Origin of the sequence: Phenylobacterium haematophilum (assembly GCF_014196295.1) — a bacterium.
Lineage (GTDB): Bacteria > Pseudomonadota > Alphaproteobacteria > Caulobacterales > Caulobacteraceae > Phenylobacterium > Phenylobacterium haematophilum.
The window spans coordinates 260,698-281,911 of record NZ_JACIDK010000002.1; the positions used below are offsets into that span (position 1 = coordinate 260,698).

A 21,214-nucleotide genomic window follows, 5' to 3' on the forward strand; every position below is an offset into this window, starting at 1 on the left:
AACTTGCAGGCAGTCATGACGTCGATCACGCCGCTATCCATTCCTGAGGTCCTGCTTATCACGCCCAAGCGCCATGGCGATGCGCGCGGCTGGTTCGCCGAGACCTGGAGCCGCCGTTCGCTGGCGGCCGCCGGCGCCGACCACGACTTCGTGCAGGACAACCAGGCCTTCAACGCCAAGGCCGGCACGGTGCGCGGCCTGCACTTCCAGAATGCGCCGCATCCCCAGGCCAAGCTGGTGCGGGTGCTGCGCGGCGAAATCTTCGACGTGGCCGTCGACATCCGCCCCGGCTCGCCGACCTTCGGCCAGTGGGTGGGCGCCAGGCTGACCGCCGAGGGCGGCGAGCAACTGCTGGTGCCGCGCGGCTTCGCGCACGGCTACCAGACCCTGACCGACGGCTGTGAGCTGGCCTACAAGGTCGACGGCGACTACGCGCCGCAGACCGAGGGCTCGCTGCTTTGGAACGACCCCGACGTGGGCATCGCGTGGCCGTGGCAGGGGGAGGTCATCCTGTCCGACAAGGATCGCGTGGCGCCGACCCTGAAGGACATGCCGCCCGCGGCGTTCTGACCTGAGTGACGGATATGAGTGAGCTGGTCCGCATCCTCGACATCGAGGCGATCGACCTGGACATGTTCCGGGGGCACACGCCGCCTGGCGAGACTCGCCGCATCTATGGCGGCCAGGTGGTGGCCCAGGCGCTGGCGGCGGCCTATCGCACCGTCGACGGCCGGGTGTGCCACTCGATGCACGCCTATTTCATCCGCGGCGGGGATCCCAAGATCCCGATCCTGCTGAAGGTCGAGCGAGTGCGCGACGGCGGCACCTTCACCATGCGGCGGGTCACGGCCCTGCAGCACGGCCAGCAGATCTTCAACCTGTCGGCTTCGTTCCAGGTCCCGGAGACGGGCCTTGAGCACCAGATCCCGATGCCCTCGCCGCCGGGGCCGGACGGCCTGCTCGACGAGGACGAACTGCGCAAGGCCGGCGGCGAGACCGAAACGCGTCGGACCTGGCCGGTCGAGGTGCGGCCGATCGATCCGCCGCCCTACGGCACCGCGCCGGTCATGGACCCCGAGCATGCGATCTGGTTCCGGGCCCGCGATCCGCTGGGCGCCGATCCGATGATCCACCAGTGCGCCCTGGCCTATGCGACGGACATGACGCTGCTGGACACCTCGCTGCGTCCGCACGGCATCCCGTGGAGCGAGGGGCGGCTGCAGGTCGCCAGCCTCGATCATGCCCTTTGGTTCCATCACCCGAGCGACTTCACCCAGTGGCACCTCTATGTGCAGGACAGCCCCTCGGCCTCGGGCGGGCGCGGCTTCAACCGCGGCTCGATCTTCAACCAGGACGGCAAGCTGGTGGCCTCGGCCGCGCAGGAAGCGCTGATCCGGTATCGGTAGACGCGCGCTGCGTTCGTCATCCCCGTCTTCGGCTGCGCCGACACCGAGATGAAGCTCTGAGTTTCATTCCGGCGCGTGCGTGACGAAGCAGAGCTTCGCGCCCTCCGGATCGCGGACATAAGCGCCGTAATAGTCGGGGTGGTATTGCGGCCGCAGGCCTGGCGGGCCCTGGTCGGCGCCGCCATTCTGCAGGGCGAGGGCATAGGCCTCATCGACCGCCGCGCGGCTTGGCGCCAGCAGCGCGGTCATGGCGCCGTTGCCGGGCGTCGCCGCTCCGTCGAACGGCCTGCCGACGATGACGAACGGCCGGGCGCCGTTGGGCGAGGTCCAGACCGCCCAGCCGCGCTCCTCGTCCACGAACTTCAGCGGGCAGCCGAAGACCTCCATAATCGGGCCGTAGAAAGCCGCGGCTCGCGTCAGGTCGTTCGCGCCGATGAAGACGTGCGAGATCACGGCGTCTTCGCCGTCTCCGGCTGCGCCACGAAGCCCTTCCAGTTGTTCATGTACTCGACGAAGGCCGGGCCGAGGCGTTCGTTGCGCAGGTGTTGACGGGTGACCGGTAGGGCGATCGAGGCGAAATCCGGATCGGCGGCGACCTTCTGCGGGAAGTCATGGTGCAGAATGGCGGCGCGGCCGATCAGGACGTAGTCGGCGCCGTTTTCCAGGCACTGGCGGGCGGTCGCGCCGGTCATGATCTTGCCGGCCACGCCCAGGCGCACCTGCCCACGGTCGAGCTCGGTGAAGTAGGACATCAGGGTGCGGCCCTGGAACGCTTCCTCGACCGGTTCCTTGGCCACGTCCCACAGCGACATGTCGAGATAGTCGATCTTGCCCTGGCTGAGCACCTGGCGAGCGACTTCGACGATCTCGGCCAGCTCCAGGCCGAAGCGCTCGGGCGACAGGCGCAGGCCGAGCTGGAAGTTCGGGCCGCAGCGCTCGCGGATCCCGTGGATGATCTCGAAGATCAACCGGGCGCGGTTCTCCAGCGAGCCGCCGTAGCGGTCTTCGCGCCGGTTGAGGGTCGGCGAGAGGAACTGGCAGAGCACGTAGCCGTGGGCGCCGTGGATCTCGACCCCGTCGAAGCCGGCCTTTTCGGAGCGCACGGCGGCGGCGATGAAGTCGTCGCGCAGCTGCTCGACCTCGGCCAGGGTCAGGGCGCGGGCGCCGGTTTCCGGATCGTCGGACGGGCAGACCGGCGCCTCGCCGATGAGCTCCTTGGGCGAGCGGTTGCCGGCGTGGTGCAACTGGAGGGCGGCGACGCTGCCCTTGGCCTTGATGGCCGCGGCCAGGCGGGTGAGGCCCGGCAGGTGCTGGTCGCCGAAGACGCCGAGCTGACCTGGGAAGCCCTGTCCGATCGCCTGGACGTGGGCCGCGCAGGTCATGGTCAGGCCGAAGCCGCCCTCGGCGCGATAGGTCAGCCAGGCGAACTCGTCGTCCGACAGCGTCCCGTCCGGATGGCTCTGGGTGTTGGTCAGCGGCGCCAGCATGAAGCGGTTCTTCATCGCCGGGCCGTGCTGCAGGCTGAGAGGGGCGAACAGGTCGGTCATGCTTCAACCTCGAAGGTCAGGCCCGCATTCTTCTGCAGGCGTGCGATCAGCTTGTCTCCCAGAGCCGCGCCCGGGACCCAGAGGCCGCCGGGAACGTCGGCGGCTTCCTTGACCAGACAGATGGCGGTCTCGGCGATCATTTTCGAGGTCGAGCCGTAGCCCGGGTCCTTGTCGCCCTTGACCGAGACCACGACCTTGCGGCCGTCGGCGGCGATCCCGATGAAGGCCGCGTCGTAGAAGCCGGTCTCGCGCTCTTCCTTGCTGGGGCCTTCGCCCGGCTGCGGGCCGGTCCCTTCCTCGAGGGCGAAGCTGGCCGGGGCGTTCGGGTCGACGACAGCCATTTCGTCATAGACGAAGTCGGCGCCGTAGGCGTGGCCCTGCAGGAAGTTCGAGCGGTGGACGTTCTTGGTGTTGATGGCGGCCATCATGAACGGGCCGACGTCGGCGTTAAGATCCTCGTCACGCTCGACGGCCTGGCCGGCTGGCTGCTCAGGGCCCTTGAAGCCGGGGGTCAGGGCGAACGGATCGACCATGAGCGCGAACAGGCTGGGGTCCTTTTGGATCGCGGCCATGGTGGCGCGGCCGCTGGCGGCGGTGCCGCCCGAGAGCCCGCCCTTGAGCTTGCGCATACGCCCCTTCACGCGCGGGACCGGGCCGCCGAGCTTCTGCCTGGCGGTCTGCTGCGCGAAATAGACGCCGAGCTCGAACGGGATCGAGTCAAAGCCGCAGGAAAACAGGATTCGCGCGCCGCTCTTCTGGGCCGCCGCGTGATGCTGCTTGATCATCGCGGCCATCCAGTTCGGTTCGCCGCAGAGGTCGAGATAGTCCGTCCCGGCCGCCACGCAGGCGGCGACGAGGTCCGAGCCGTAGAGCTGATAGGGGCCGACGGTGGTGAGGATGGCCTTGGCGCGGCCGACCATCGCCTTGACCGAGGCCGGGTCGGACGCGTCGGCGACGACCAGCGGGGTGTCCTTGGGCGCGCCGATCTCGTCGCGGACCTGCTGCAGCTTTTCCAGGCTGCGCCCGGCCATGGCCCACTTCACCTCGCCGCCGACGCCGTACTGCTTGGCCAGGTGCTCGGCCACCAGCCGCCCGGTGAAGCCGGTCGCGCCATAGACGATGATGTCGAATTCCGCGCCGCTGTTCATGGCGTCTGTCTCCGCTTTCCGTCCCCTTGGAGCGGCGGACCTTGCCGGAAAATTGGCGAGGCGCAAACGAGTGTTTGAAAATTAGCGCGTGTCGAACGGCGTCCGACGCGCTTTTGTCAGGCTCGGCGCTCCCCTCTTGCCCGGCGTCCCGGGCGGGCCGGACAGTGGAGGGCCACCGACGCCGGCGGCGACCGGCGCGAAGGGAGAGCCTCTACGTGACCAAGCACGCGCCGGCCAACGGGCCTCGGCCGCTATCGACCCCGACCGCGCTCTCCTTTTCGACCCTGGCGTTTCCGCTCGGCGCGCTGGCGGTCGCAGTGTCTGTCTACATCCCGCCGTTCTTCGCCAGCCACCTGGGGGTCAACCTCACCTCGATCGGCGTCGCCTTCTTCGTGGTGCGGATGCTGGACATGGGCGTCGATCCGGTTCTGGGACTGGTCATGGACCGCACCCGCACCCGATGGGGGCGTTACCGGGTCTGGGTGCTGATCGGGGGGCCGATCCTGATGGCGGCGGTCTATGCGCTGTTCGAGGCGCCGAGCGGGATCGGGATCGCCTACCTGATCTTCTGGCTGCTGGTGTTCTATCTCGGCAACTCGATCCTGGGCTTAGGGCACTCGGCCTGGGCCGCGACCCTGGCCACCGAGTACCACCAGCGCTCGCGGATCTTCGGCATCCTGGCGGCGGCCGGGGTGATCGGAGCGATGACCGTACTGGTGATCCCGATCGGCGCGGCGCACGTCGGGCTGTCCGAGGCAGAGGGCGTCAAGGCCATGGGCTGGTTCATCTTCGCGATGATCCCGGTGGTGGTGCTGCTGGTCGCCCTGCGCACGCCCGAGCACATCGCCAGGAGCGCGCCCGAGCACTTCGCGTTCAAGGACTACCTGTCGCTGATCACCAAGCCGGACCTGCTGCGGCTGTTCCTGGCGCAAATGGCGCTCACGCTCGGCCCCGGCTGGATGAGCGCGCTCTACATGTTCTTCTTCACCGACTCGCGCGGGTTCTCGACCGAGCAGGCCTCGGCGCTGCTGCTGGTCTATGTGGTGGCCGGCATCCTGGGCGCGCCGCTGACCGCGCGGCTGGCCATGCGGTTCTCCAAGCACCGCACGTTGATGGTCACCACGACGGCCTATTCGCTGGGCCTGTGCACGGTGATGTTCCTGCCCAAGGGCGACATGGCCTTCGGCATTCCGATGATGTTCTGGCAGGGCTTCATGGCCGCCGGCTTCGACCTGATGATCCGCGCCATGCTGGCCGACGTCGCCGACGAGGTGCGGTTGGAGCAGGGCCAGGAGCGCCTGAGCCTGATCTATGCGCTGAACGCCCTGGCCAACAAGATCGCCTCGGCCTTCGCCATCGTGCTGACCTTCCCGCTGCTGGCGCAGATCGGCTTCAACGCCGCCGACGGGGCGGTGAACACCGAGAGCGCGATCCGTGGGCTGGAACTGGCCTTCATCGTCGGGCCGATCGTGTTCGTGATGCTGGGCGGGGCCTGCGTGATCGGCTGGAAGCTCAACGCCGACAAGCACGCGGCGATCCGCGAGGAGCTGGAGCGGCGCGACGCGCTCTTCGCCGAGGCTCCGATCCTCGAGAGCTTCGCGCCCGACGTGGCGCCCGCGGTGACGGACGACCGCCCGTGACGCGGGGTCATGGTGGGCGGCGGGCCAAATCCGTGACAGCGTAAGCGCCGCGGCCCGGCAAGAGGCCGGGACTGGGAGCGCCGATGAGCGGGTTGATCCTCCACCACTACGACACCTCGCCGTTCTCCGAGAAGGTGCGGCTGATGATGGGCCTGAAGGGCCTGGCGTGGGACTCGGTGCAGGCGCCGGTGATCATGCCCAAGCCGGAGCTGACGCCGCTGACCGGCGGCTACCGACGCATCCCCGTGCTGCAGATCGGCGCGGACGTCTATTGCGACACCCAGGTCATCCTGGCCGAGCTGGAGGCCCGCGCGCCGGGCCCGAGGGCGGCGTCCGGGGCCGACTGGGCCGTCAATTTCTGGGCCGACCGGCCGTTCTTCGGGATCACCGTGCCGATCATTTTTGGGGCGCTCGGCGAGGCGACGACGCCGGAGTTCATCGCCGACCGCGAAAAGCTGAGCGGGCGGCCGTTCAACGTCGCGGCGATGCAGGCGGCCGCGCCGCTGATGGTCCCGCAGTGGCGGGCGCAGGCGGCCTGGATCGAGGAGGGACTAAGCGAGACCGACTGGTTGGCCGGCGACGCGCCGGGGCTGGCCGACATCGCCGCCTACATGAACATCTGGTTCCTCGCCCGGAACCTGCCGGCCATGGCCGACGAGCTGCTGGCCGGCCTCGAACGCACCCAGGCTTGGCGCAAACGGGTGGCGGCGATCGGCCATGGGACCCGCCGAGAGATCAGCGGCGCCGAGGCGCTGGCCGCGGCCCGCGAGGCCGAGCCCGGCCTGGTCCCCGAGCACGATTCACATGACCCGCTGGGCCTGAGGCCGGGGGACTTCATCACCGTGGCGGCCGACGACTATGGCCGCGACCCCATCGCCGGGACGCTGGCGGCTCTGACGCGCAGCCGGATCGTCCTTTCCCGCCAGACCCCTGACCTGGGCCGGACCCAGGTTCATTTCCCACGCGCCGGCTACGTCGTCGGCAAGGCCTAAGGAGCATCCCATGGAAGAGCGCATCACCGTCGAGATCAGCGAGGGCGTGGCCGATGTCCGCCTGGTCCGCACCGACAAGATGAACGCCCTGGACGACGCCATGTTCTCGGCGCTGATCGAAACCGGCGAGCGGCTGAAGACCGAGAAGGGCGTGCGCGCGATCGTGCTGTCGGGCGAGGGGCGGGCGTTCTGCGCCGGGCTCGACATGGGCAATTTCGGCAAGATGGCCTCTGGCGAGCGCAAGGGCGGCCAGTCCTCGACCGGCGAGTCGCTGCTGACCGACAACCGCACGGCCGGCGGCTCGAACCGCGCGCAGCACGCGGTGATGGTCTGGAGCGAGCAGGTGGTGCCGGTGATCGCCGCGGTGCACGGCGTGGCGTTCGGCGGCGGCTTCCAGCTGGCGCTGGGCGCGGACCTGCGCTTCGTCACCGCCGACACGCGGATGTCGGTGATGGAGATCAAGTGGGGCCTGGTGCCGGACATGGCCGGCATGGTGCTGATGCGCGGTCTGGTGCGAGACGACGTCGCCCGCGAGCTGACCTACACGGGCCGCATCTTCGACGGGGAGGAGGCGGCGCGCCTGGGCCTGGCGACCCGCGTCTGCGCCGACCCGCGCGCCGAGGCCCTGGCCCTGGCGGCCGAGATCGCCGGCAAGAGCCCGACCGCGATCCGCGCCGCCAAGCGGCTGCTGGACATGGTCGCCGACGCGGACCAGCACGCGATCCTCAAGGCCGAGAGTGTCGAGCAGGCGGCGCTGATCGGCTCGCCGAACCAGGTCGAGGCGGTCATGTCGAACATGCAGAAACGCGCCGCAGTCTACGCCGACTGATGCCGACGCTGTACCACTGCCAGGACGCCCGCTCGTTCCGCGCCCTCTGGGCGCTGGAGGAGCTGGGCGCGCCTTACGAGTTGAAATTGCTGCCGTTTCCGCCACGAGTGCGGTCTCCGGAATACCTGGAGATCAACCCGCTGGGGACCATCCCGTTCTTCGTCGACGGGCAGACGAAGATGACTGAGTCCTCGGCCATTCTTCAGTACCTGGCCGCTCGGCATGGCGGGCCGCTGAACGTGCCGAATGACGATAGCGACTACGGCGCGTGGCTGAACTGGCTCTATTTGGGCGAGGCGACGCTGACCTTCCCGCAGACCCTGGTGCTTCGCTACACGCGGCTGGAGCCGAAGGAGCGGCGCAATCCGCAGGTCGCCGAGGACTACGCCAAGTGGTTCGCTGCAAGGCTGCGGGCGGTCGATAGAGCGTTGGAAACGCGGGACTATCTGGTCGCGGGTCGGTTCACGGCGGCGGACATCTCGGTGGGCTACGCGCTGCTGCTGGCCTCGACCCTGGGGCTGAGCGAGCGGTTCAGCCCGGCGGTGGCGGCCTACTGGGCGCGGCTGCAGGACCGGGAGGGGTTTTGGCGGGCGAAGGCGGCGCAGGCCGCCGAGGGGACGCCCGAGTGGCAGGTTTAGCGGGCTAGGTCGCAGGAAGGCGCCGATCGCGATCAGCTGATCGATCAGGCGGATCCGGTCTTGCTGCGCAAACCGGGATGACAGCGCAAGGTCAGGCCGCCCACTCGGCGAGGACGTCGGGGTCGGTTTCGGCGGCGGCGGCGCGCAGGCTCGCGAAAGCGTCGGGAGGCAGCAGACGCGAGAGCGCCCAGACGGCGGCGCCGCGGACGATCGGGGCCGGGTCGGCGAGCAGGGCCTGGGCGCGGGGCGCCAGGCAGGCGTCGCCCGAATTGCCGATGGCGTAGAGCACGTTGCGCAGGAAGCGGTCGCGGCCGATGCGCTTGACCGGGCTTTTGGAGAACAGGGCGCGGAAGGCGGCGTCGTCGAGGCCCGCGAGGTCGGCGAGCGAAGGCTCGCGCAGGGCGTCGCGGGCGTGCAGCCGCTGCTCGCGGGACTGGGCGGCGAACTTGTTCCACGGGCAGACCGCCAGGCAGTCGTCGCAGCCATAGATGCGGTTGCCGAGCATCGGCCTGAACTCGGCCGGGATCGGGCCCTTGAGCTCGATGGTCAGGTAGGAGATGCAGCGCCGGGCGTCGAGCTGATAGGGCGCGGGAAAGGCGTTCGTCGGGCAGATGTCGAGACAGGCGCGGCACTGGCCGCAGGAGCCGCCGCTGGGGCCGTCGGCCGGCAGCTCGAGCTCGGTGAGGATCGAGCCGAGGAACAGCCAGGAGCCGAACTCGCGGCTGACCAGATTGGTGTGCTTGCCTTGCCAGCCGAGGCCGGCGCGCTCGGCCAGCGGCTTTTCCATCAGGGGCGCGGTGTCGACGAAGACCTTCAGCTCGCCGCCGAAGCGGGAGACCAGCCAGCCCGCCAGCTGCTTGAGCCGGCCCTTGATCAGCTCGTGATAGTCGTCGCCCTGGGCGTAGACCGAGATCGCGCCGCGGTCCTTGCGGCCCAGGGTCTCCAGCGGATCGTGGTCGGGGCCGTAGTTGACGCCGACCATGATCGCCGAGCGGGCGTGGTCCCACATGGCGGTGGGATGGCGGCGACGATCTTCGGTATCCTCGATCCAGCCCATCTGGCCGTGGCGGCCGTGTTCGACGAACTCGCGCAGGCGGGCGGAGGCGGCCCACTCGGCGCGGGCGTCGGCGATGCGGCAGACGTCGAAGCCGAGCTCGACGGCGCGCTGGCGGATCAGGTCGGCGGTGCGGGGATCAGAAGTCGAGGTCGTCATAATGCTGCGCCGGCGCGAGGCCGGGCCAGCGGTCGGCCAGCAGCGGCCGGAAGCACGGCCTCGATTTCAGCTTCATGTACCACGTCTTGACCGCGGGGAAGTCGCGCCACGGCACATCGCCGAAATAGTCGATCACCGACAGGTGGGCGGCGGCGGCGAAGTCGGCCATCGACAGGCGGCGGCCCGCCAGCCAGTCGCGGCCGCTCAGCAGGGTTTCGACGTAGACGAGGTGGGCGCGCAGCGCCTCGCGGCCGGCCCGCATCGCGCCGAGATCGGGGGCGCCGAGGCCGAGCAGGCGCTTTTCCATCTTCTCGTGCAGCAGGAAGCCGCCGACCTCGTAGTCGAACTTGCGGTCGAACCATTGCAGCAGACGGCGGGCCTCGGCCCGTTCGGCAGGGTCGCGGCCGAGCAGCGGCGGCTCGGGATGGGTCTCCTCCAGGTGGTCGAGGATGGCGCGGCTTTCGCACAGCACCAGCGGTTCGCGCCCGCCCGCGACGACCAGCACCGGCGTCAGACCGGATGGGTTCAACTTCACCAGGGCGGCCGGCCGTTCCCAGTAGCGGACGGCTTCCTCGGTGAAAGGCAGCCGCTTTTCGCCCAGCGCCAGGCGCACCTGGCGGGAGGCGGGGTCCAAGGGGAAGTGCAGGAGGGTGAGGTCGAGACTCATCAGGCGACCGAGTATCGCTAAGCCTCGTTAAGGCCGCGTTTACCGAGGGCGCTCTCGGCGAAGGCGCCGCCATGCGGCTCGGCCGCGCCGCGCGGGTCGGGGTGGATGATGATGTCGGCGCTGGGGAACTCGGCGAGGATGCGTTTTTCGGCCGCCACCACGGCGGCATGGGCCTGCTGCAGCGACAGGGCGGGATCGAGATCGACGTGCATCTGCATGTGAACGTACGGACCCGAAGCGCGGGTCCGCAGCTGGTGCACATCGGTGAGGCGGACGTCCTGGGTGACCAGGGCGATGATTCGCTCGCGCTCCTCGATCGGCAGCTCGCGATCCATCAGCTGGTTGGCCGCCTCGCGGAACACGCTGATCGCGCCCCAGAGCAACAGGCCGGTCACCACTAGGGCGGCCAGGGCGTCGAGCCCGTGGAGCCCCAGCCAGGCCGCCGCGGCGATGCCGACCAGGGCGGCGAGGTTCGAGGCGAGGTCCGTCGCGTAGTGGGCCCGGTCGCCGGCCACCGCGACCGACGAGGTGCGCTTCAGCACCCAGGACTGGGCGCTGATCAGACCGAAGGTCAGGACGGTGGAGATCGCCATCACCGCCAGGGCGAGACCTTCCTGGCGGACCGGCTGCGGGTCGATAAGGCCCATGATCGCCTCGCGGCCGACCAGGGCGGCGGAGGCGAAGACCAGGCCGCCTTGCATCAGGCTGGCGAAGGCCTCGGCCTTGCCGTGGCCGAAGCGGTGCTCGGCGTCGGGCGGGCTGGCCGCGTAGCGCACCGCGAAAAAGGTCACCAGCGAGGCCAGGAGATCGAGGCCGGAGTCGGCGGCCGAGGCCAGGAGAGCAATGGAGTCGCTGGCGCGCCAGGCCAGCGCCTTGGTCGTCACCAGCAGCAGCGCCATGACTGTGGAGGCCAGGGTGATGCGGCGGGTGAGGAGGGCCGTTTCGGCGGCCGAAAGACGGGGTCGGACAGCGGTAGCCATGGCGCGAGACTATCGCGCGCGCCGCAGCGCCCCTAGCGCGAACGACTCGCGCCGAGTCGCCGTCAAGCTGCGGCGGCGCCGGCCAGGGCGGCTTCGATGCCGGCCAGCAGGCTGGCGGCGGTGATCGGCTTGGCGACGTGCAGATCGGCGCCGGCGGCGCGCGCCTCCTGCTGATGCTCGGCCATGGCGTTGGCGCTGAGCATGACGATCGGCGCCGGCGTGGCGCGGCGTTCGGCCTCCAGGGTGCGAATGGCGCGAGTGGCGGCCAGGCCGTCCATGCGCGGCATCTGCATGTCCATCAGCACCACGTCGAAGTCGGCGGCGGCGAAGGCCTCCAGAGCCTGGGCCCCGTCCTCGACAATGACCAGCTCAGCGCCCTGGCTGGCGAGGATGAGCTCGACGACGCGCTGGTTGGTCGGGTGGTCTTCGGCCAGCAGCACGCGCAGGGGGCCGGCCCGCGGAGCGGCCGCAGCCGGGGCGGCGTCCTCGCGGGCGTCATAGGCGGCGAGCGGCTCGGCGCGCGGCAGCGGCAGGGACACGACGAAGCGGCTGCCGACGCCAGGCTGCGAGGAGGCCGAGATCTCGCCGCCCATCATTTCGGCCAATGATCGGCAGATCGAGAGGCCGAGGCCTGTGCCGCCGAAGCGCCGGCTGATGGTGGCGTCAGCCTGGCTGAAGCGGGCGAACAGGCGCGCGGCGTGGTCGGGTCCGAAGCCGACGCCGGTGTCCTCGACGACCAGGACCAGGCTGGCGTCGGTCATGCCCAGGCGCAGGGTGACGGCGCCCTCGTGGGTGAACTTCACGGCGTTTGAGAGCAGGTTGGCGACGATCTGGCCGAGCCGGGCGCCGTCTCCGACAAACCGGCCGCGGGCCTCGGCGTCGGCCTCGACCCGGAAGGTCAGACCCTTGTCGTGCGCCCGGTAGCGCATGACCTCGATGCAGGGGGCAAGCGCCTCGTCGAGGTCGAAGGGCTGGACGTCCAGCTCCAACTCGCCGGCCTCGATCTTGGAGACGTCGAGGATGTCGGAGACCAGCCGCTCCAGGATGGTCCCGGAGTTGCGGATCAGGTTCACCATCTCGGACTGGTCGACGGCGAGGGGCGTGCGCGCGAGCGCGTCGACAATGCCGATGACGCCGTTCAGTGGAGTGCGGATCTCGTGGCTCATATTGGCCAGGAAGTCGGACTTGGCGCGGCTGGCGGCCTCGGCGGCGGCCTTGGCCTCGACCAGGGCGCGTTCGGCGGCGACGCGGGCGGTGACGTCGCGGGCCACGCCGTAGATGTGGTCGCCGCGGCGCTGGGCGCGCCATTCGAGGGTCAGGTAACGGCCGTCCTTGTGCCGGTAGCGGTTGGTGAAGCCGAGCACCGGGTCGTCGGGCTTTCGGTTCTCGACCTCGTTTACGCTGTCCAGCGTGCCGGGCATGTCGTCGGGATGGACCAAGTCCAGCAGTCGCTGGCCCACCATCGCGTCGGGATCGTGGCCCAACAGGGTGCGCCAGGAGGCGCTGGCCTTGACCACGCGGCCCTCAAGGTCGCGGATCACCAGGAGATCGAGGGAGACATCGAAGAACGCGCCGACGTCGGCGACGTCGCCGAACGGGTGCGCGCCAGGAGCCGGGACGACGAAGGGCTCCTGAAACATGGCGTAGGTCCTCGAAATCAGAACTAAGGCCCAGAGGATTAGGCCGATTGGTTAAGCCTCGATTGCCGTTCCCCGCCGTGGCGTCAACCGCCTAGCCTGCCGTTGTGGGAGGAAGCCATGGCCTATCAGCACATCACCAGCAGCCTGCAGGACGGCGTTCTCGAAGTCGTCCTCGATCGACCCGACAAGCTCAACGCCTACACCGCGATCATGGGCGAGGAGCTCGCCGACGCGTTCCGAACCGCCGACGTCGACGACGATGTCCGCGTGGTGCTGGTCACCGGGGCCGGGCGGGCGTTCTGCGCCGGGGCCGACATCTCGGCGGGCGCCGACGCCTTCGACACCACCTCGGCGGCGGGATCGGCCTCTTTCGGCGACGTCAGCAAGGGGCCGCGACAGGGGAGCGGCGGCGGCTTCGTCGAGGCGATCTACGAGTGCCGCAAGCCGTCGATCGCCGCCTTCAACGGCGCAGCGGTGGGGGTGGGGCTGACCCTGACCTTGCCGATGGACATTCGCATCGCCGCGGAGGGAGCGCGGTTCGGCTTCGTGTTCGCGCGGCGCGGGCTGGTCCCCGAAGCCGGCAGCGCCTGGTTCCTGCCGCGGCTGGTCGGGCTGCCGCAGGCGCTGCGCTGGTGTCTGGACGGGGGGCTGTTCCCGGCCAGCGAGGCGCTGGCCGGCGGGCTGGTCAGCGAGGTCGTGGCCGCAGAGGAACTGCTGCCGCGGGCCAGGGCGATCGCCCGCTCGATCGCCGACAACACCGCGCCGGTGTCGGTGGCCCTGACCCGGCAGATGCTGTGGCGGCTGTCGCAGGCGCCTTCGCCGGCCGAGGTTCTGAAGGTCGACGGGCGGATGGCGATGACCCTCGGCGCCGGCGGCGACGTCAAGGAAGGCGTGGCGGCGTTCCTTGAGAAGCGGGCGCCGAACTTTCCGGGCAAGGTCTCGTCCGACATGCCGCGAGGCTATCCGTGGTGGGGCGAGCAGGCGGCCCCGTAAGCCGCCTTGAGCCGCCCTAAGCCGCCTTGAGCGGGGCCGGCCCGACATAGACCGACTGCGGCCGGATCAGGCGGCCGCCCGCCACCTGCTCGCGGGCGTGGGCGATCCAGCCGGCGACGCGGCCCATGGCGAAGACGCAGGTGAAGGCGCTGGGCGGGAAGTCGAGGGCCTCAAGCAGCAGGGCGGTGTAGAACTCGACATTGGTGTCCAGCGGCCGGTTGGGCTTGTGCTCCTTGAGGATCGCCAGGGCGGCGGCCTCGACGGCCTCGGCGAAGGCGATGCGGCCGGGCCGGGCGTTGGAGCCGTCGTCCAGCCGGCGCACGGCGGCCTTCAGTGCGTCGGCGCGCGGGTCGCGGACCCGGTAGACGCGGTGGCCGAAGCCCATCAGCCGGTCGCCGCGGGCCAGGGCCTGTTCGATCCAGGCGCGGGCGTTGGCGGGCTCGCCGATCTCGTCGAGCATCTCGATCACCGGGCCGGGCGCGCCGCCGTGCAGCGGGCCTTTCAGGGCGCTGATCCCGCCGAGCACGGCCGAGGTCAGGCCGGCGCGGGTCGAGGCGATCACCCGGGCGGCGAAGGTCGAGGCGTTGAGGCCATGGTCGCTGACCGTGACCAGATAGGTGTCGAGGGCGTCGGACTGGGCCTTGGCCGGGACCCGGCCGGAGATCATCCGAAGGGCGTCGGCGGCGTGGCTGAGCGCCGGGTCGGGCGCGACCGGGGCCTGGCCCTGATGGGCGCGGACCACGGCGGCGGTGAACACCGCCGGCGCTGCGATCAGGCGCAGGGCCGTGGCAAGGTCGTCACCGTCCGGCAGGCGGGCGGTGAGGGCGCGCATCGCCTCGACCTGGGTCAGGTCGAGCAGGCCCGGGTCGAGGGCGGCGACCTCGGAGAACACCTCGGCGCGGGCCGCGCCCAGGGCCGGGGCGAGATCGGCCGGCAGCGCTTCGAAGAAGCCGTCGAACAGGGTGCGGACCAGATCCTCGAACCGGGTGGCGCCGGCCAGCTCGTCGAGCGAATGGCCGCGGATGATCAGCACGCCGCGCTGGCCGTCGACTTCCGACATCACGGTGTTGGCGGCGACGACGTCTTCAAGGCCATCGGACATGGAAAGAACTCCTCTTGCTTGCCGCGATATTTGCCCGCAAGCTGGGATCGTCAATCTTGATCAATATAATCAACATATGCCTGCATCGGCCCCCGCCAGACCGCCCGAATGGATCGCCGCCGACGAGGCGCGGGCGCGCCTGGGCGTCCGTTCGCAGACGCTCTACGCCTATGTGAGCCGCGGGCGCGTGCAGGTGCGGCCTGATCCGCACGATCCGCGCCGCAGCCTCTACCGGGTGGCCGACATCGCCGCCCTGACCGACCGCAAGAGCCGCAGCCGCAAGGTCGCCGAGGTGGCGGCGGGCGCGATCTCGTGGGGCGAGCCGGTGCTGACCTCGGCGATCACCACGGTTTCGGGCGGGCGGCTGTTCTATCGCGGACGTGACGCCGCCGAGCTGGCGCACACCGAGACCCTGGAGTCGGTGGCGCGGCTGCTGCGCGGCGGCCACGGCGCGGCGCTGAAGCGCACGGACCGGCCGCCGCCGCCCGAGGGCGCGGACATGCGCTCGCGGGCGTTCCTGGCGCTGGCGGCGCGGGCCGGCGAGGACCCGCCGGCCCGCGGGCGCAATCCGCTGGCCCTGGCGGTCGAGGCCGCGACGCTGCTGGACGTGCTGACCGACGCCGTGGCCGGACAGCAGGGCGGCGGGGCGATCGCCGGGCGGCTGGCGCTGGCCTGGGGGCAGGGGCCGGGCGGGCCGGGTGCCGACCTGATCCGCCGCGCGCTGGTGCTGCTGGCCGACCACGAGCTCAACGCCTCGACCTTCGCGGCGCGGGTGGCCGCCTCGACCGGCGCCTCGCTGGCGGCCTGCGCCCTGGCCGGGATGGCGGCGCTGTCGGGGCCGCGGCACGGCGGGGCGGCGGCGGCGGTGCAGAGCCTGGCGCGCGAGGCCGGCGAGATCGGGCCGCGCGGCGCGGTGAACGCGCGGCTGGTCGAGGACCGGCACATCCCAGGCTTCGGCCACAACCTCTATCCGGACGGCGATCCTCGGGCCGCGGCGCTGCTGGAGCGCTTCGAGCCCGACCCGGAGATGCTTCGGCTGCAGGCGACGGTCAGCGCCCTGACCGGCCTCGCCCCCAATGTCGATTTTGCGCTGGTGGCGATGGCGCGGGCCCTGAAGCTGCCGGCCGACGCGCCGTTCGCGCTGTTCGCCGTCGCCCGCTGCGCCGGGTGGATCGCCCACGCGATCGAACAAGGCCAGGGCGGCGGCGTTATTCGCCCACGCGCCCGCTATGTCGGGGTGGACGCGGGCTGAAGCTGGAGGACGCGATGGAAGCCGCCGTCAGGCGATTGTTCGATCGGTACGAGCGCTTCTTCATGCGCGCCCTGGGCGGGGACCTCGACGAGTCCGAGGCCGCGTCGCTCTATGCGGCCGAGTTCATCGCCGCCACTCCGGCGGGCGTGACGAGCGGCAAGAACGACGACGCGTTCCTGGCGGCGATGGCCCAGGGCCATGAGCGCTATCGGGCGATCGGGACCAAGGCGATGAAGATCCGGGCGGTGCGCGTCTCACCGATCGACGAGCTGCACTGTGTGGCGCATGTGGCCTGGAAAGCGACCTATGCCCGGGACGGGCGGGACGATGTCTCCATCGACTTCGTGGTCCACTACCTGGTCCAGACGCGGGGCGGAGAGCCGAAGGTATTCGGCTGGATCTCGGGCGACGAAGAGGCCCTGCTGAAACAGCACGGGGTGGGGTAGCTCCACCTTCGGTTTCAGGGCCCTGACCCAGCCTGATCGTCGATCTCGACAACCCGCGGCTGGGCAGCGTGCGGGCGCCAGACGCCGATTGAGGACGTGCCCGCGACGTGGAGGCGTTGTCGGCGGCGTACGTTCCGCCTGCGCCGGCCCCCCTCAGGCGCGGTGGTGCACCGCTTCCTCCTCGGCCAGGGGCTTGTCGAGGCGGTGGACCATTTCCTTGGGGACCACCTGCCAGAACTTGGGCAGATGGCGGTCCCAGTCGCGCAGGATGGCAGCGGCCAGGACCGAACCGGTCTCGCGCGCGTGCTCCTCGACGAGAGCCTTGAGCTCGGCTTCCCAGTGGCGCGCGCCGATCCGTTCGACCACGACGCTGTCGCGGTTGAGCATGGTCAGGAAGCGGTCGTCGAGATCGAGCACGTAGGCCATGCCGCCGGTCATGCCGGCCGCGAAGTTGAAGCCGACCGGCCCCAGCACCACGGCGACGCCGCCGGTCATGTATTCCAGGCCGTTGGTCCCGCAGCCCTCGACCACGGTGACGGCGCCGGAGTTGCGCACCCCGAAGCGCTCGCCGGCCAGGCCGGCGGCGAACAGCCGACCGCTGGTGGCGCCGTAGAGCACGGTGTTGCCGATGATGGCGTTGGTCTGCGGAGACGCCAGCTGCGGGGCGGGCCGCACGACCAGGGTCGCGCCGGACAGGCCCTTGCCGACATAGTCGTTGGCCTCGCCGGTCAGTTCGATGCGCAGGCCCTGGACGGCGAAGGCGCCGAGGCTCTGGCCGGCCGAGCCCTTGAGCTGGACGGTCAGGTGGCCGGGCGGCAGGCCCTCCATGCCGAACTTGCGGACGATGTGCGAGGAGGTGCGCGAACCGATCGCCCGGGCGGTGTTCCGCACGGTGTAGGTCAGCTGCATCTTCTCGCCGCGCTCGAGCAGCGGGGCGGCGTCGCGGACGATCTGGGCGTCGAGGGTGTCGGGCACCTCGTTGCGGCCCTCGACCGTGCAGAACGGCGCGTGCGGGCCGGGGTCGGCGCGGACCAGCAGCGGGTTGAGGTCGAGGTCGTCAAGGTGCTCGCCGCCGCGGCTGACCTGTTGCAGCAGGTCGGTGCGGCCGACGATCTCGTTGAGGCTGCGGAAGCCGAGGCCGGCCAGGATCTCGCGCACCTCCTCGGCGATGAAGGTGAAGAGGTTGATGACCTTTTCCGGACTGCCGGAGAACTTGTCGCGCAGCGCCTGGTCCTGGGTGCAGACCCCCACCGGGCAGGTGTTGGAATGGCACTGACGGACCATGATGCAGCCCATGGCGATCAGGCTGGCGGTGCCGATGCCGAACTCCTCGGCGCCGAGCATGGCGGCGATCACCACGTCGCGGCCGGTGCGGATGCCGCCGTCGGCCCGCAGGCGCACCGAGTGGCGCAGGTTGTTCAGGGTGAGGACCTGATTGGCCTCCGACAGGCCCATTTCCCACGGACCGCCGGCGTACTTGATCGAGGTCTGCGGCGAGGCGCCGGTGCCGCCGACATTGCCGGAGATCAGGATGACGTCGGCCTTGGCCTTGGCCACCCCGGCCGCGATCGCGCCGATGCCGGTCATCGCCACCAGCTTCACGCAGACCCGGGCTTCCGGGTTGATCTGCTTGAGGTCGTAGATGAGCTGGGCCAGGTCCTCGATCGAATAGATGTCGTGGTGCGGCGGCGGGCTGATCAGCATCACGCCCGGCGTCGAGTGGCGCAGCTTGGCGATCAGTTCGGTGACCTTGAAGCCGGGCAGCTGGCCGCCCTCGCCGGGCTTGGCGCCCTGGCTGACCTTGATCTCGATCTCGCGGCACTCGTTGAGGTACTGCGCGGTGACGCCGAAGCGGCCCGAGGCGATCTGCTTGACCGCCGAGTTCGGGTTGTCGCCGTTGGGCAGCGGCTTGTAGCGGGCGGGGTCCTCGCCGCCTTCGCCGGAGACGCTCTTCGCGCCGATCCGGTTCATGGCGATGTTGAGCACGCCGTGCGCCTCGGGGCTGAGCGCGCCCATGCTCATGCCGGGGGTCAGGAAGCGCTTGCGGATCTCGTTGACGCTCTCGACCTCGTCGAGGCTGATCGCACGCTCGGGCGAACGCAGGTCGAGCAGGTCGCGCAGCTGGATGGTCGGCATCCGCCGCATACCTTCGGAGAAGGTCTTGTAGGCGGCGTAGCTGCCGGTGTCGCAGGCCCGCTGCAGGGCGTGGATCATCCGCGCCTCGAAGGCGTGGGCCTCGCCGGCGCGGCGGGCCTTATAGAACCCGCCGACCGGCAGGGTGATGGCCGAAGCGTCCCAGGCCTTGCGGTGCAGCTCAAGGGCCTTGGCCTCGATGCCGGCCAGGCCGATGCCGGAGATGCGCGAGGGCATGCCGGGGAAGAACTCGGCGACCAGGGCGCGGGAGAGCCCCAGCGCCTCGAAGTTGTAGCCGCCGCGATAGGACGAGATCACCGCGATGCCCATCTTGGCGATGATCTTCAGGAGGCCGCCCTCGATGGCGTGCTTGTAGTTGAGGCAGAGGTCGCGCAGCGACAGATCGCCGGTCAGGCCGCGGTCGAGCCGGTCCTGGAAGCTTTCCTGGGCGAGGTAGGCGTTGACCGCGGTCGCCCCGACCCCGACCAGCACCGCGAAGTAGTGGGTGTCGAGGCACTCGGCCGAGCGGACGATCAGCGAGACGTAGGAGCGCAGGCCCTTGGCGACCAGCGAGGAGTGCACCCCGCCGGTAGCCAGGATCATCGGCAGGGCGACGCGCTCGGGGCCGGTGGCCTCGTCGGTCAGGACGATGGTGGCGCAGCCGCGCAGGGCGGCGTCCTCGGCCTCGGCGCGGATGCGGTCGAGGTTGGCGCGCAGGGCGTCGCCGTCGCGGCTTTCCGGGGCCGGCAGCGGCATGGTGCAGTCGATGACTGCGACGCTCTTCTCGCCGATGAACTCGACGATGCGCTGATACATGCCGGTGGTCAGGACCGGGCTTTCCAGCACGAAGACGTCGGTCTGGGCCTCGTCCTGGGCCAGGATGTTCCCGAGGTTCTTGAACCGCGTCTTCAGGCTCATCACCGAGGTCTCGCGCAGCGAGTCGATGGGCGGGTTGGTCACCTGGCTGAAGTTCTGGCGGAAGAAGTGCGACAGCGGCCGGTAGTGGTCGCTGAGCACGGCCAGCGGCGTGTCGTCGCCCATCGACCCGACCGCTTCCTTGCCGTCCTCGACCATGGGGGCGAGGATCAGCTCGATGTCCTCCAGGCTGAGGCCGGCGGCGACCTGGCGGCGGACCAGCTCCTCACGCGAATAGGCGCGGGGCTCCGGGCCGGGGGCGATGGTGGTCTCCAGATCGACCATGTTGCCGAGCCACTGGTCGTAGGGGTGGCGGAGGGCGAGCTCGTCGATGATCTCGTCCTCGCCGTAGAGGCGGCCCTCGGCCAGGTCGACGGCGATCATCCGGCCGGCGGAGATGTGGGTCTTGCGGACGATGCGCGACTCTTCCACCCGGCACATGCCGGCCTCCGAGCCCATGATCAGCAGGCCGTCGTCGGTGTAGACGACGCGCAAGGGGCGCAGGCCGTTACGGTCCTTGCCGGCCACGACCCAGCGGCCGTCGCTGGCGCAGATGGCGGCCGGACCGTCCCAGGGCTCCATCACCGAGTTGCAGTAGGCGTAGAGCGCCTTGTGGGCCGGCTTGATCTGCTCGTCCGAGCGGGCGTTCCAGGCCTCCGGCATTAGGAGGGCCTTGGCCATCGGCGCGTCGCGGCCGGCGCGGACCAGCACCTCGAAGGTGTTGTCGAGCGCCATCGAGTCCGAGCCGTGCGGGTCCTGGATGACCGGCTTCACGTCGTCGCCGATCTCGCCGAAGGCGTCGGCCGCCATCCGGATCTCGTGCGACTTCATCCAGTTGACGTTGCCCTTCTTGGTGTTGATCTCGCCGTTGTGGGCGAGCATCCGGAAGGGCTGGGCCAGGCGCCATTCGGGGAAGGTGTTGGTCGAATAGCGCTGGTGGAAGATCGCCACCGCCGCGGCGAAGCGTTCGTCGCGCAGGTCGGGATAGAACTCGTCGATGTGCTGGGCGAGGAACATGCCCTTGTAGATCAGCTGCCGGGCCGAGAACGAGCACAGGTAGAAGTGCTGGATGCCGGCGGCGGCGACGCGCTTTTCGATGCGCTTGCGGCACAGGAACAGGGCGCGCTCCAGCGCCTCGCCGGTCAGGCCCGGCGGCGGCGAGAGCATGATCTGCTCGATCTCGGGGCGGGTGGCGTTGGCCTTCTCGCCGATCACCGAGGTGTCGACCGGCACCTGGCGCCAGCCGTAGATGTAGAAGCCGAAGCGCAGGGCCTCGGCCTCGACGATGGTGCGGGCCGCTTCCTGGGCGCCGAGGTCGTTGCGCGGCAGGAAGACCTGGCCGACGGCGATGGGGCCGGGGCGCAGCACGTGGCCGATGCGGGTCACCTGGTCGGCGAAGAAGTCCTGCGGCACCGAGAGCAGCACGCCGGCGCCGTCGCCGGTCTTGCCGTCGGCGTCGACCGCGCCGCGGTGCCAGACGCTCTTCAGCGCGGTGATGGCCAGTTCGACCACCTCGCGGCGCGGCTTGCCGTCCAGCGCGCAGACCAGGCCGACGCCGCAGGCGTCGCGCTCGTCGGCGGGCGAATAGGCATGGGCGGCGGTCAGGGCGGCGCGGTTGGCGAGGTAGCGGGCGGTGTCGGCTTCAAACCATTCGTCTTGGCGGTCGCTCATCG

18 protein-coding genes are annotated in these 21,214 nt (G+C 70.3%); 9 read left to right on the top strand and 9 right to left on the bottom strand.

What is annotated here, in order from left to right:
- The first annotated feature begins 15 nt into the window (after nt 1-15).
- Both rfbC and GGQ61_RS07145 read left to right on the top strand, forming a co-directional pair.
- A complete protein-coding gene (rfbC, locus tag GGQ61_RS07140; protein ID WP_183771069.1) occupies nt 16-570 on the top strand; it encodes a dTDP-4-dehydrorhamnose 3,5-epimerase in 555 nt (184 codons plus the stop codon).
- Nucleotides 571-584: 14 nt separating this feature from the next.
- Nucleotides 585-1,406, top strand: a complete 822-nt coding sequence (locus GGQ61_RS07145) for an acyl-CoA thioesterase (RefSeq protein WP_183771071.1) — start codon at nt 585-587, stop codon at nt 1,404-1,406.
- A gap of 63 nt (nt 1,407-1,469) precedes the next feature.
- Here GGQ61_RS07145 and GGQ61_RS07150 read toward each other — a convergent pair whose 3' ends face one another.
- The 3 genes from GGQ61_RS07150 to GGQ61_RS07160 are packed head-to-tail and all read right to left on the bottom strand — an operon-like array spanning nt 1,470 to nt 4,101.
- A complete protein-coding gene (locus tag GGQ61_RS07150) occupies nt 1,470-1,859 on the bottom strand; it encodes a VOC family protein (protein WP_183771073.1) in 390 nt (129 codons plus the stop codon).
- Nucleotides 1,856-2,953 (bottom strand): NADH:flavin oxidoreductase, encoded by a 1,098-nt coding sequence (locus GGQ61_RS07155; protein WP_183771075.1) that lies wholly within the window; start codon nt 2,951-2,953, stop codon nt 1,856-1,858. The genes GGQ61_RS07150 and GGQ61_RS07155 overlap by 4 nt, the downstream gene beginning before the upstream one ends.
- Nucleotides 2,950-4,101: a saccharopine dehydrogenase family protein gene (locus GGQ61_RS07160; RefSeq protein ID WP_183771077.1), complete on the bottom strand. Its 1,152-nt coding sequence runs from the start codon at nt 4,099-4,101 to the stop codon at nt 2,950-2,952. Before GGQ61_RS07160 ends, GGQ61_RS07155 begins: the two co-directional genes overlap by 4 nt.
- Before the next feature lie 215 nt (nt 4,102-4,316).
- Between GGQ61_RS07160 and GGQ61_RS07165 the strand changes: the two genes are divergently transcribed.
- The 4 genes from GGQ61_RS07165 (at nt 4,317) to GGQ61_RS07180 (ending at nt 8,200) form a co-directional block, all read left to right on the top strand.
- The gene (locus GGQ61_RS07165) at nt 4,317-5,741 is read left to right on the top strand and encodes an MFS transporter (protein WP_183771079.1); all 1,425 of its coding nucleotides are present in this window, start codon (nt 4,317-4,319) and stop codon (nt 5,739-5,741) included.
- A gap of 83 nt (nt 5,742-5,824) precedes the next feature.
- Nucleotides 5,825-6,733, top strand: coding sequence for a glutathione S-transferase family protein (locus GGQ61_RS07170; protein ID WP_183771081.1), 909 nt, complete (start codon nt 5,825-5,827; stop codon nt 6,731-6,733).
- Between the two features lie 10 nt (nt 6,734-6,743).
- The gene (locus GGQ61_RS07175; RefSeq protein ID WP_183771083.1) at nt 6,744-7,562 is read left to right on the top strand and encodes a crotonase/enoyl-CoA hydratase family protein; all 819 of its coding nucleotides are present in this window, start codon (nt 6,744-6,746) and stop codon (nt 7,560-7,562) included.
- Nucleotides 7,562-8,200, top strand: coding sequence for a glutathione S-transferase family protein (locus tag GGQ61_RS07180; protein WP_183771084.1), 639 nt, complete (start codon nt 7,562-7,564; stop codon nt 8,198-8,200). Before GGQ61_RS07175 ends, GGQ61_RS07180 begins: the two co-directional genes overlap by 1 nt.
- 91 nt (nt 8,201-8,291) lie before the next feature.
- Here the strand turns inward: GGQ61_RS07180 and queG are convergent, their stop codons facing one another.
- The 4 genes from queG to GGQ61_RS07200 all read right to left on the bottom strand — a co-directional run bounded on the left by queG (nt 8,292) and on the right by GGQ61_RS07200 (nt 12,700).
- On the bottom strand, nt 8,292-9,413 hold the full coding sequence (gene queG, locus GGQ61_RS07185) for a tRNA epoxyqueuosine(34) reductase QueG (RefSeq protein ID WP_183771085.1): 1,122 nt from the start codon (nt 9,411-9,413) through the stop codon (nt 8,292-8,294).
- A complete protein-coding gene (fzlA, locus tag GGQ61_RS07190; RefSeq protein ID WP_183771086.1) occupies nt 9,394-10,080 on the bottom strand; it encodes an FtsZ-binding protein FzlA in 687 nt (228 codons plus the stop codon). Before fzlA ends, queG begins: the two co-directional genes overlap by 20 nt.
- 17 nt (nt 10,081-10,097) lie before the next feature.
- Nucleotides 10,098-11,060 carry a cation diffusion facilitator family transporter gene (locus tag GGQ61_RS07195; RefSeq protein ID WP_183771087.1) on the bottom strand — a complete coding sequence of 321 codons (963 nt, stop codon included), beginning with the start codon at nt 11,058-11,060 and terminating at the stop codon, nt 10,098-10,100.
- A gap of 62 nt (nt 11,061-11,122) precedes the next feature.
- On the bottom strand, nt 11,123-12,700 hold the full coding sequence (locus GGQ61_RS07200) for an ATP-binding protein (RefSeq protein WP_183771088.1): 1,578 nt from the start codon (nt 12,698-12,700) through the stop codon (nt 11,123-11,125).
- A gap of 117 nt (nt 12,701-12,817) precedes the next feature.
- Between GGQ61_RS07200 and GGQ61_RS07205 the strand changes: the two genes are divergently transcribed.
- A complete protein-coding gene (locus GGQ61_RS07205) occupies nt 12,818-13,693 on the top strand; it encodes an enoyl-CoA hydratase-related protein (RefSeq protein ID WP_183771089.1) in 876 nt (291 codons plus the stop codon).
- Nucleotides 13,694-13,709: 16 nt separating this feature from the next.
- Here GGQ61_RS07205 and GGQ61_RS07210 read toward each other — a convergent pair whose 3' ends face one another.
- Nucleotides 13,710-14,795 carry a citrate synthase/methylcitrate synthase gene (locus GGQ61_RS07210; protein ID WP_183771090.1) on the bottom strand — a complete coding sequence of 362 codons (1,086 nt, stop codon included), beginning with the start codon at nt 14,793-14,795 and terminating at the stop codon, nt 13,710-13,712.
- 76 nt (nt 14,796-14,871) lie between these two features.
- Between GGQ61_RS07210 and GGQ61_RS07215 the strand changes: the two genes are divergently transcribed.
- Both GGQ61_RS07215 and GGQ61_RS07220 read left to right on the top strand, forming a co-directional pair.
- Nucleotides 14,872-16,047 carry a citrate synthase gene (locus GGQ61_RS07215; protein ID WP_183771092.1) on the top strand — a complete coding sequence of 392 codons (1,176 nt, stop codon included), beginning with the start codon at nt 14,872-14,874 and terminating at the stop codon, nt 16,045-16,047.
- 14 nt (nt 16,048-16,061) lie between these two features.
- Entirely contained in the window at nt 16,062-16,493 is a 432-nt protein-coding gene (locus GGQ61_RS07220) for a nuclear transport factor 2 family protein (protein WP_183771094.1), read from the top strand.
- A 153-nt stretch (nt 16,494-16,646) separates the two neighbouring features.
- Here the strand turns inward: GGQ61_RS07220 and gltB are convergent, their stop codons facing one another.
- On the bottom strand, nt 16,647-21,212 hold the full coding sequence (gene gltB / locus GGQ61_RS07225) for a glutamate synthase large subunit (protein WP_183771096.1): 4,566 nt from the start codon (nt 21,210-21,212) through the stop codon (nt 16,647-16,649).
- Between the last annotated feature and the right edge of the window lie 2 nt (nt 21,213-21,214).

What these genes read in the sequence shown, in the direction of transcription:
- rfbC (WP_183771069.1), top strand. Translation starts at nt 16, where the DNA reads ATGACGTCGATCACGCCGCTATCCATTCCTGAGGTCCTGCTTATCACG.
- GGQ61_RS07145 (WP_183771071.1), top strand. Translation starts at nt 585, where the DNA reads ATGAGTGAGCTGGTCCGCATCCTCGACATCGAGGCGATCGACCTGGAC.
- GGQ61_RS07155 (WP_183771075.1), bottom strand. Translation starts at nt 2,953, where the DNA reads ATGACCGACCTGTTCGCCCCTCTCAGCCTGCAGCACGGCCCGGCGATG.
- GGQ61_RS07160 (WP_183771077.1), bottom strand. Translation starts at nt 4,101, where the DNA reads ATGAACAGCGGCGCGGAATTCGACATCATCGTCTATGGCGCGACCGGC.
- GGQ61_RS07170 (WP_183771081.1), top strand. Translation starts at nt 5,825, where the DNA reads ATGAGCGGGTTGATCCTCCACCACTACGACACCTCGCCGTTCTCCGAG.
- GGQ61_RS07175 (WP_183771083.1), top strand. Translation starts at nt 6,744, where the DNA reads ATGGAAGAGCGCATCACCGTCGAGATCAGCGAGGGCGTGGCCGATGTC.
- GGQ61_RS07180 (WP_183771084.1), top strand. Translation starts at nt 7,562, where the DNA reads ATGCCGACGCTGTACCACTGCCAGGACGCCCGCTCGTTCCGCGCCCTC.
- queG (WP_183771085.1), bottom strand. Translation starts at nt 9,413, where the DNA reads ATGACGACCTCGACTTCTGATCCCCGCACCGCCGACCTGATCCGCCAG.
- fzlA (WP_183771086.1), bottom strand. Translation starts at nt 10,080, where the DNA reads ATGAGTCTCGACCTCACCCTCCTGCACTTCCCCTTGGACCCCGCCTCC.
- GGQ61_RS07195 (WP_183771087.1), bottom strand. Translation starts at nt 11,060, where the DNA reads ATGGCTACCGCTGTCCGACCCCGTCTTTCGGCCGCCGAAACGGCCCTC.
- GGQ61_RS07200 (WP_183771088.1), bottom strand. Translation starts at nt 12,700, where the DNA reads ATGTTTCAGGAGCCCTTCGTCGTCCCGGCTCCTGGCGCGCACCCGTTC.
- GGQ61_RS07205 (WP_183771089.1), top strand. Translation starts at nt 12,818, where the DNA reads ATGGCCTATCAGCACATCACCAGCAGCCTGCAGGACGGCGTTCTCGAA.
- GGQ61_RS07210 (WP_183771090.1), bottom strand. Translation starts at nt 14,795, where the DNA reads ATGTCCGATGGCCTTGAAGACGTCGTCGCCGCCAACACCGTGATGTCG.
- GGQ61_RS07215 (WP_183771092.1), top strand. Translation starts at nt 14,872, where the DNA reads ATGCCTGCATCGGCCCCCGCCAGACCGCCCGAATGGATCGCCGCCGAC.
- GGQ61_RS07220 (WP_183771094.1), top strand. Translation starts at nt 16,062, where the DNA reads ATGGAAGCCGCCGTCAGGCGATTGTTCGATCGGTACGAGCGCTTCTTC.
- gltB (WP_183771096.1), bottom strand. Translation starts at nt 21,212, where the DNA reads ATGAGCGACCGCCAAGACGAATGGTTTGAAGCCGACACCGCCCGCTAC.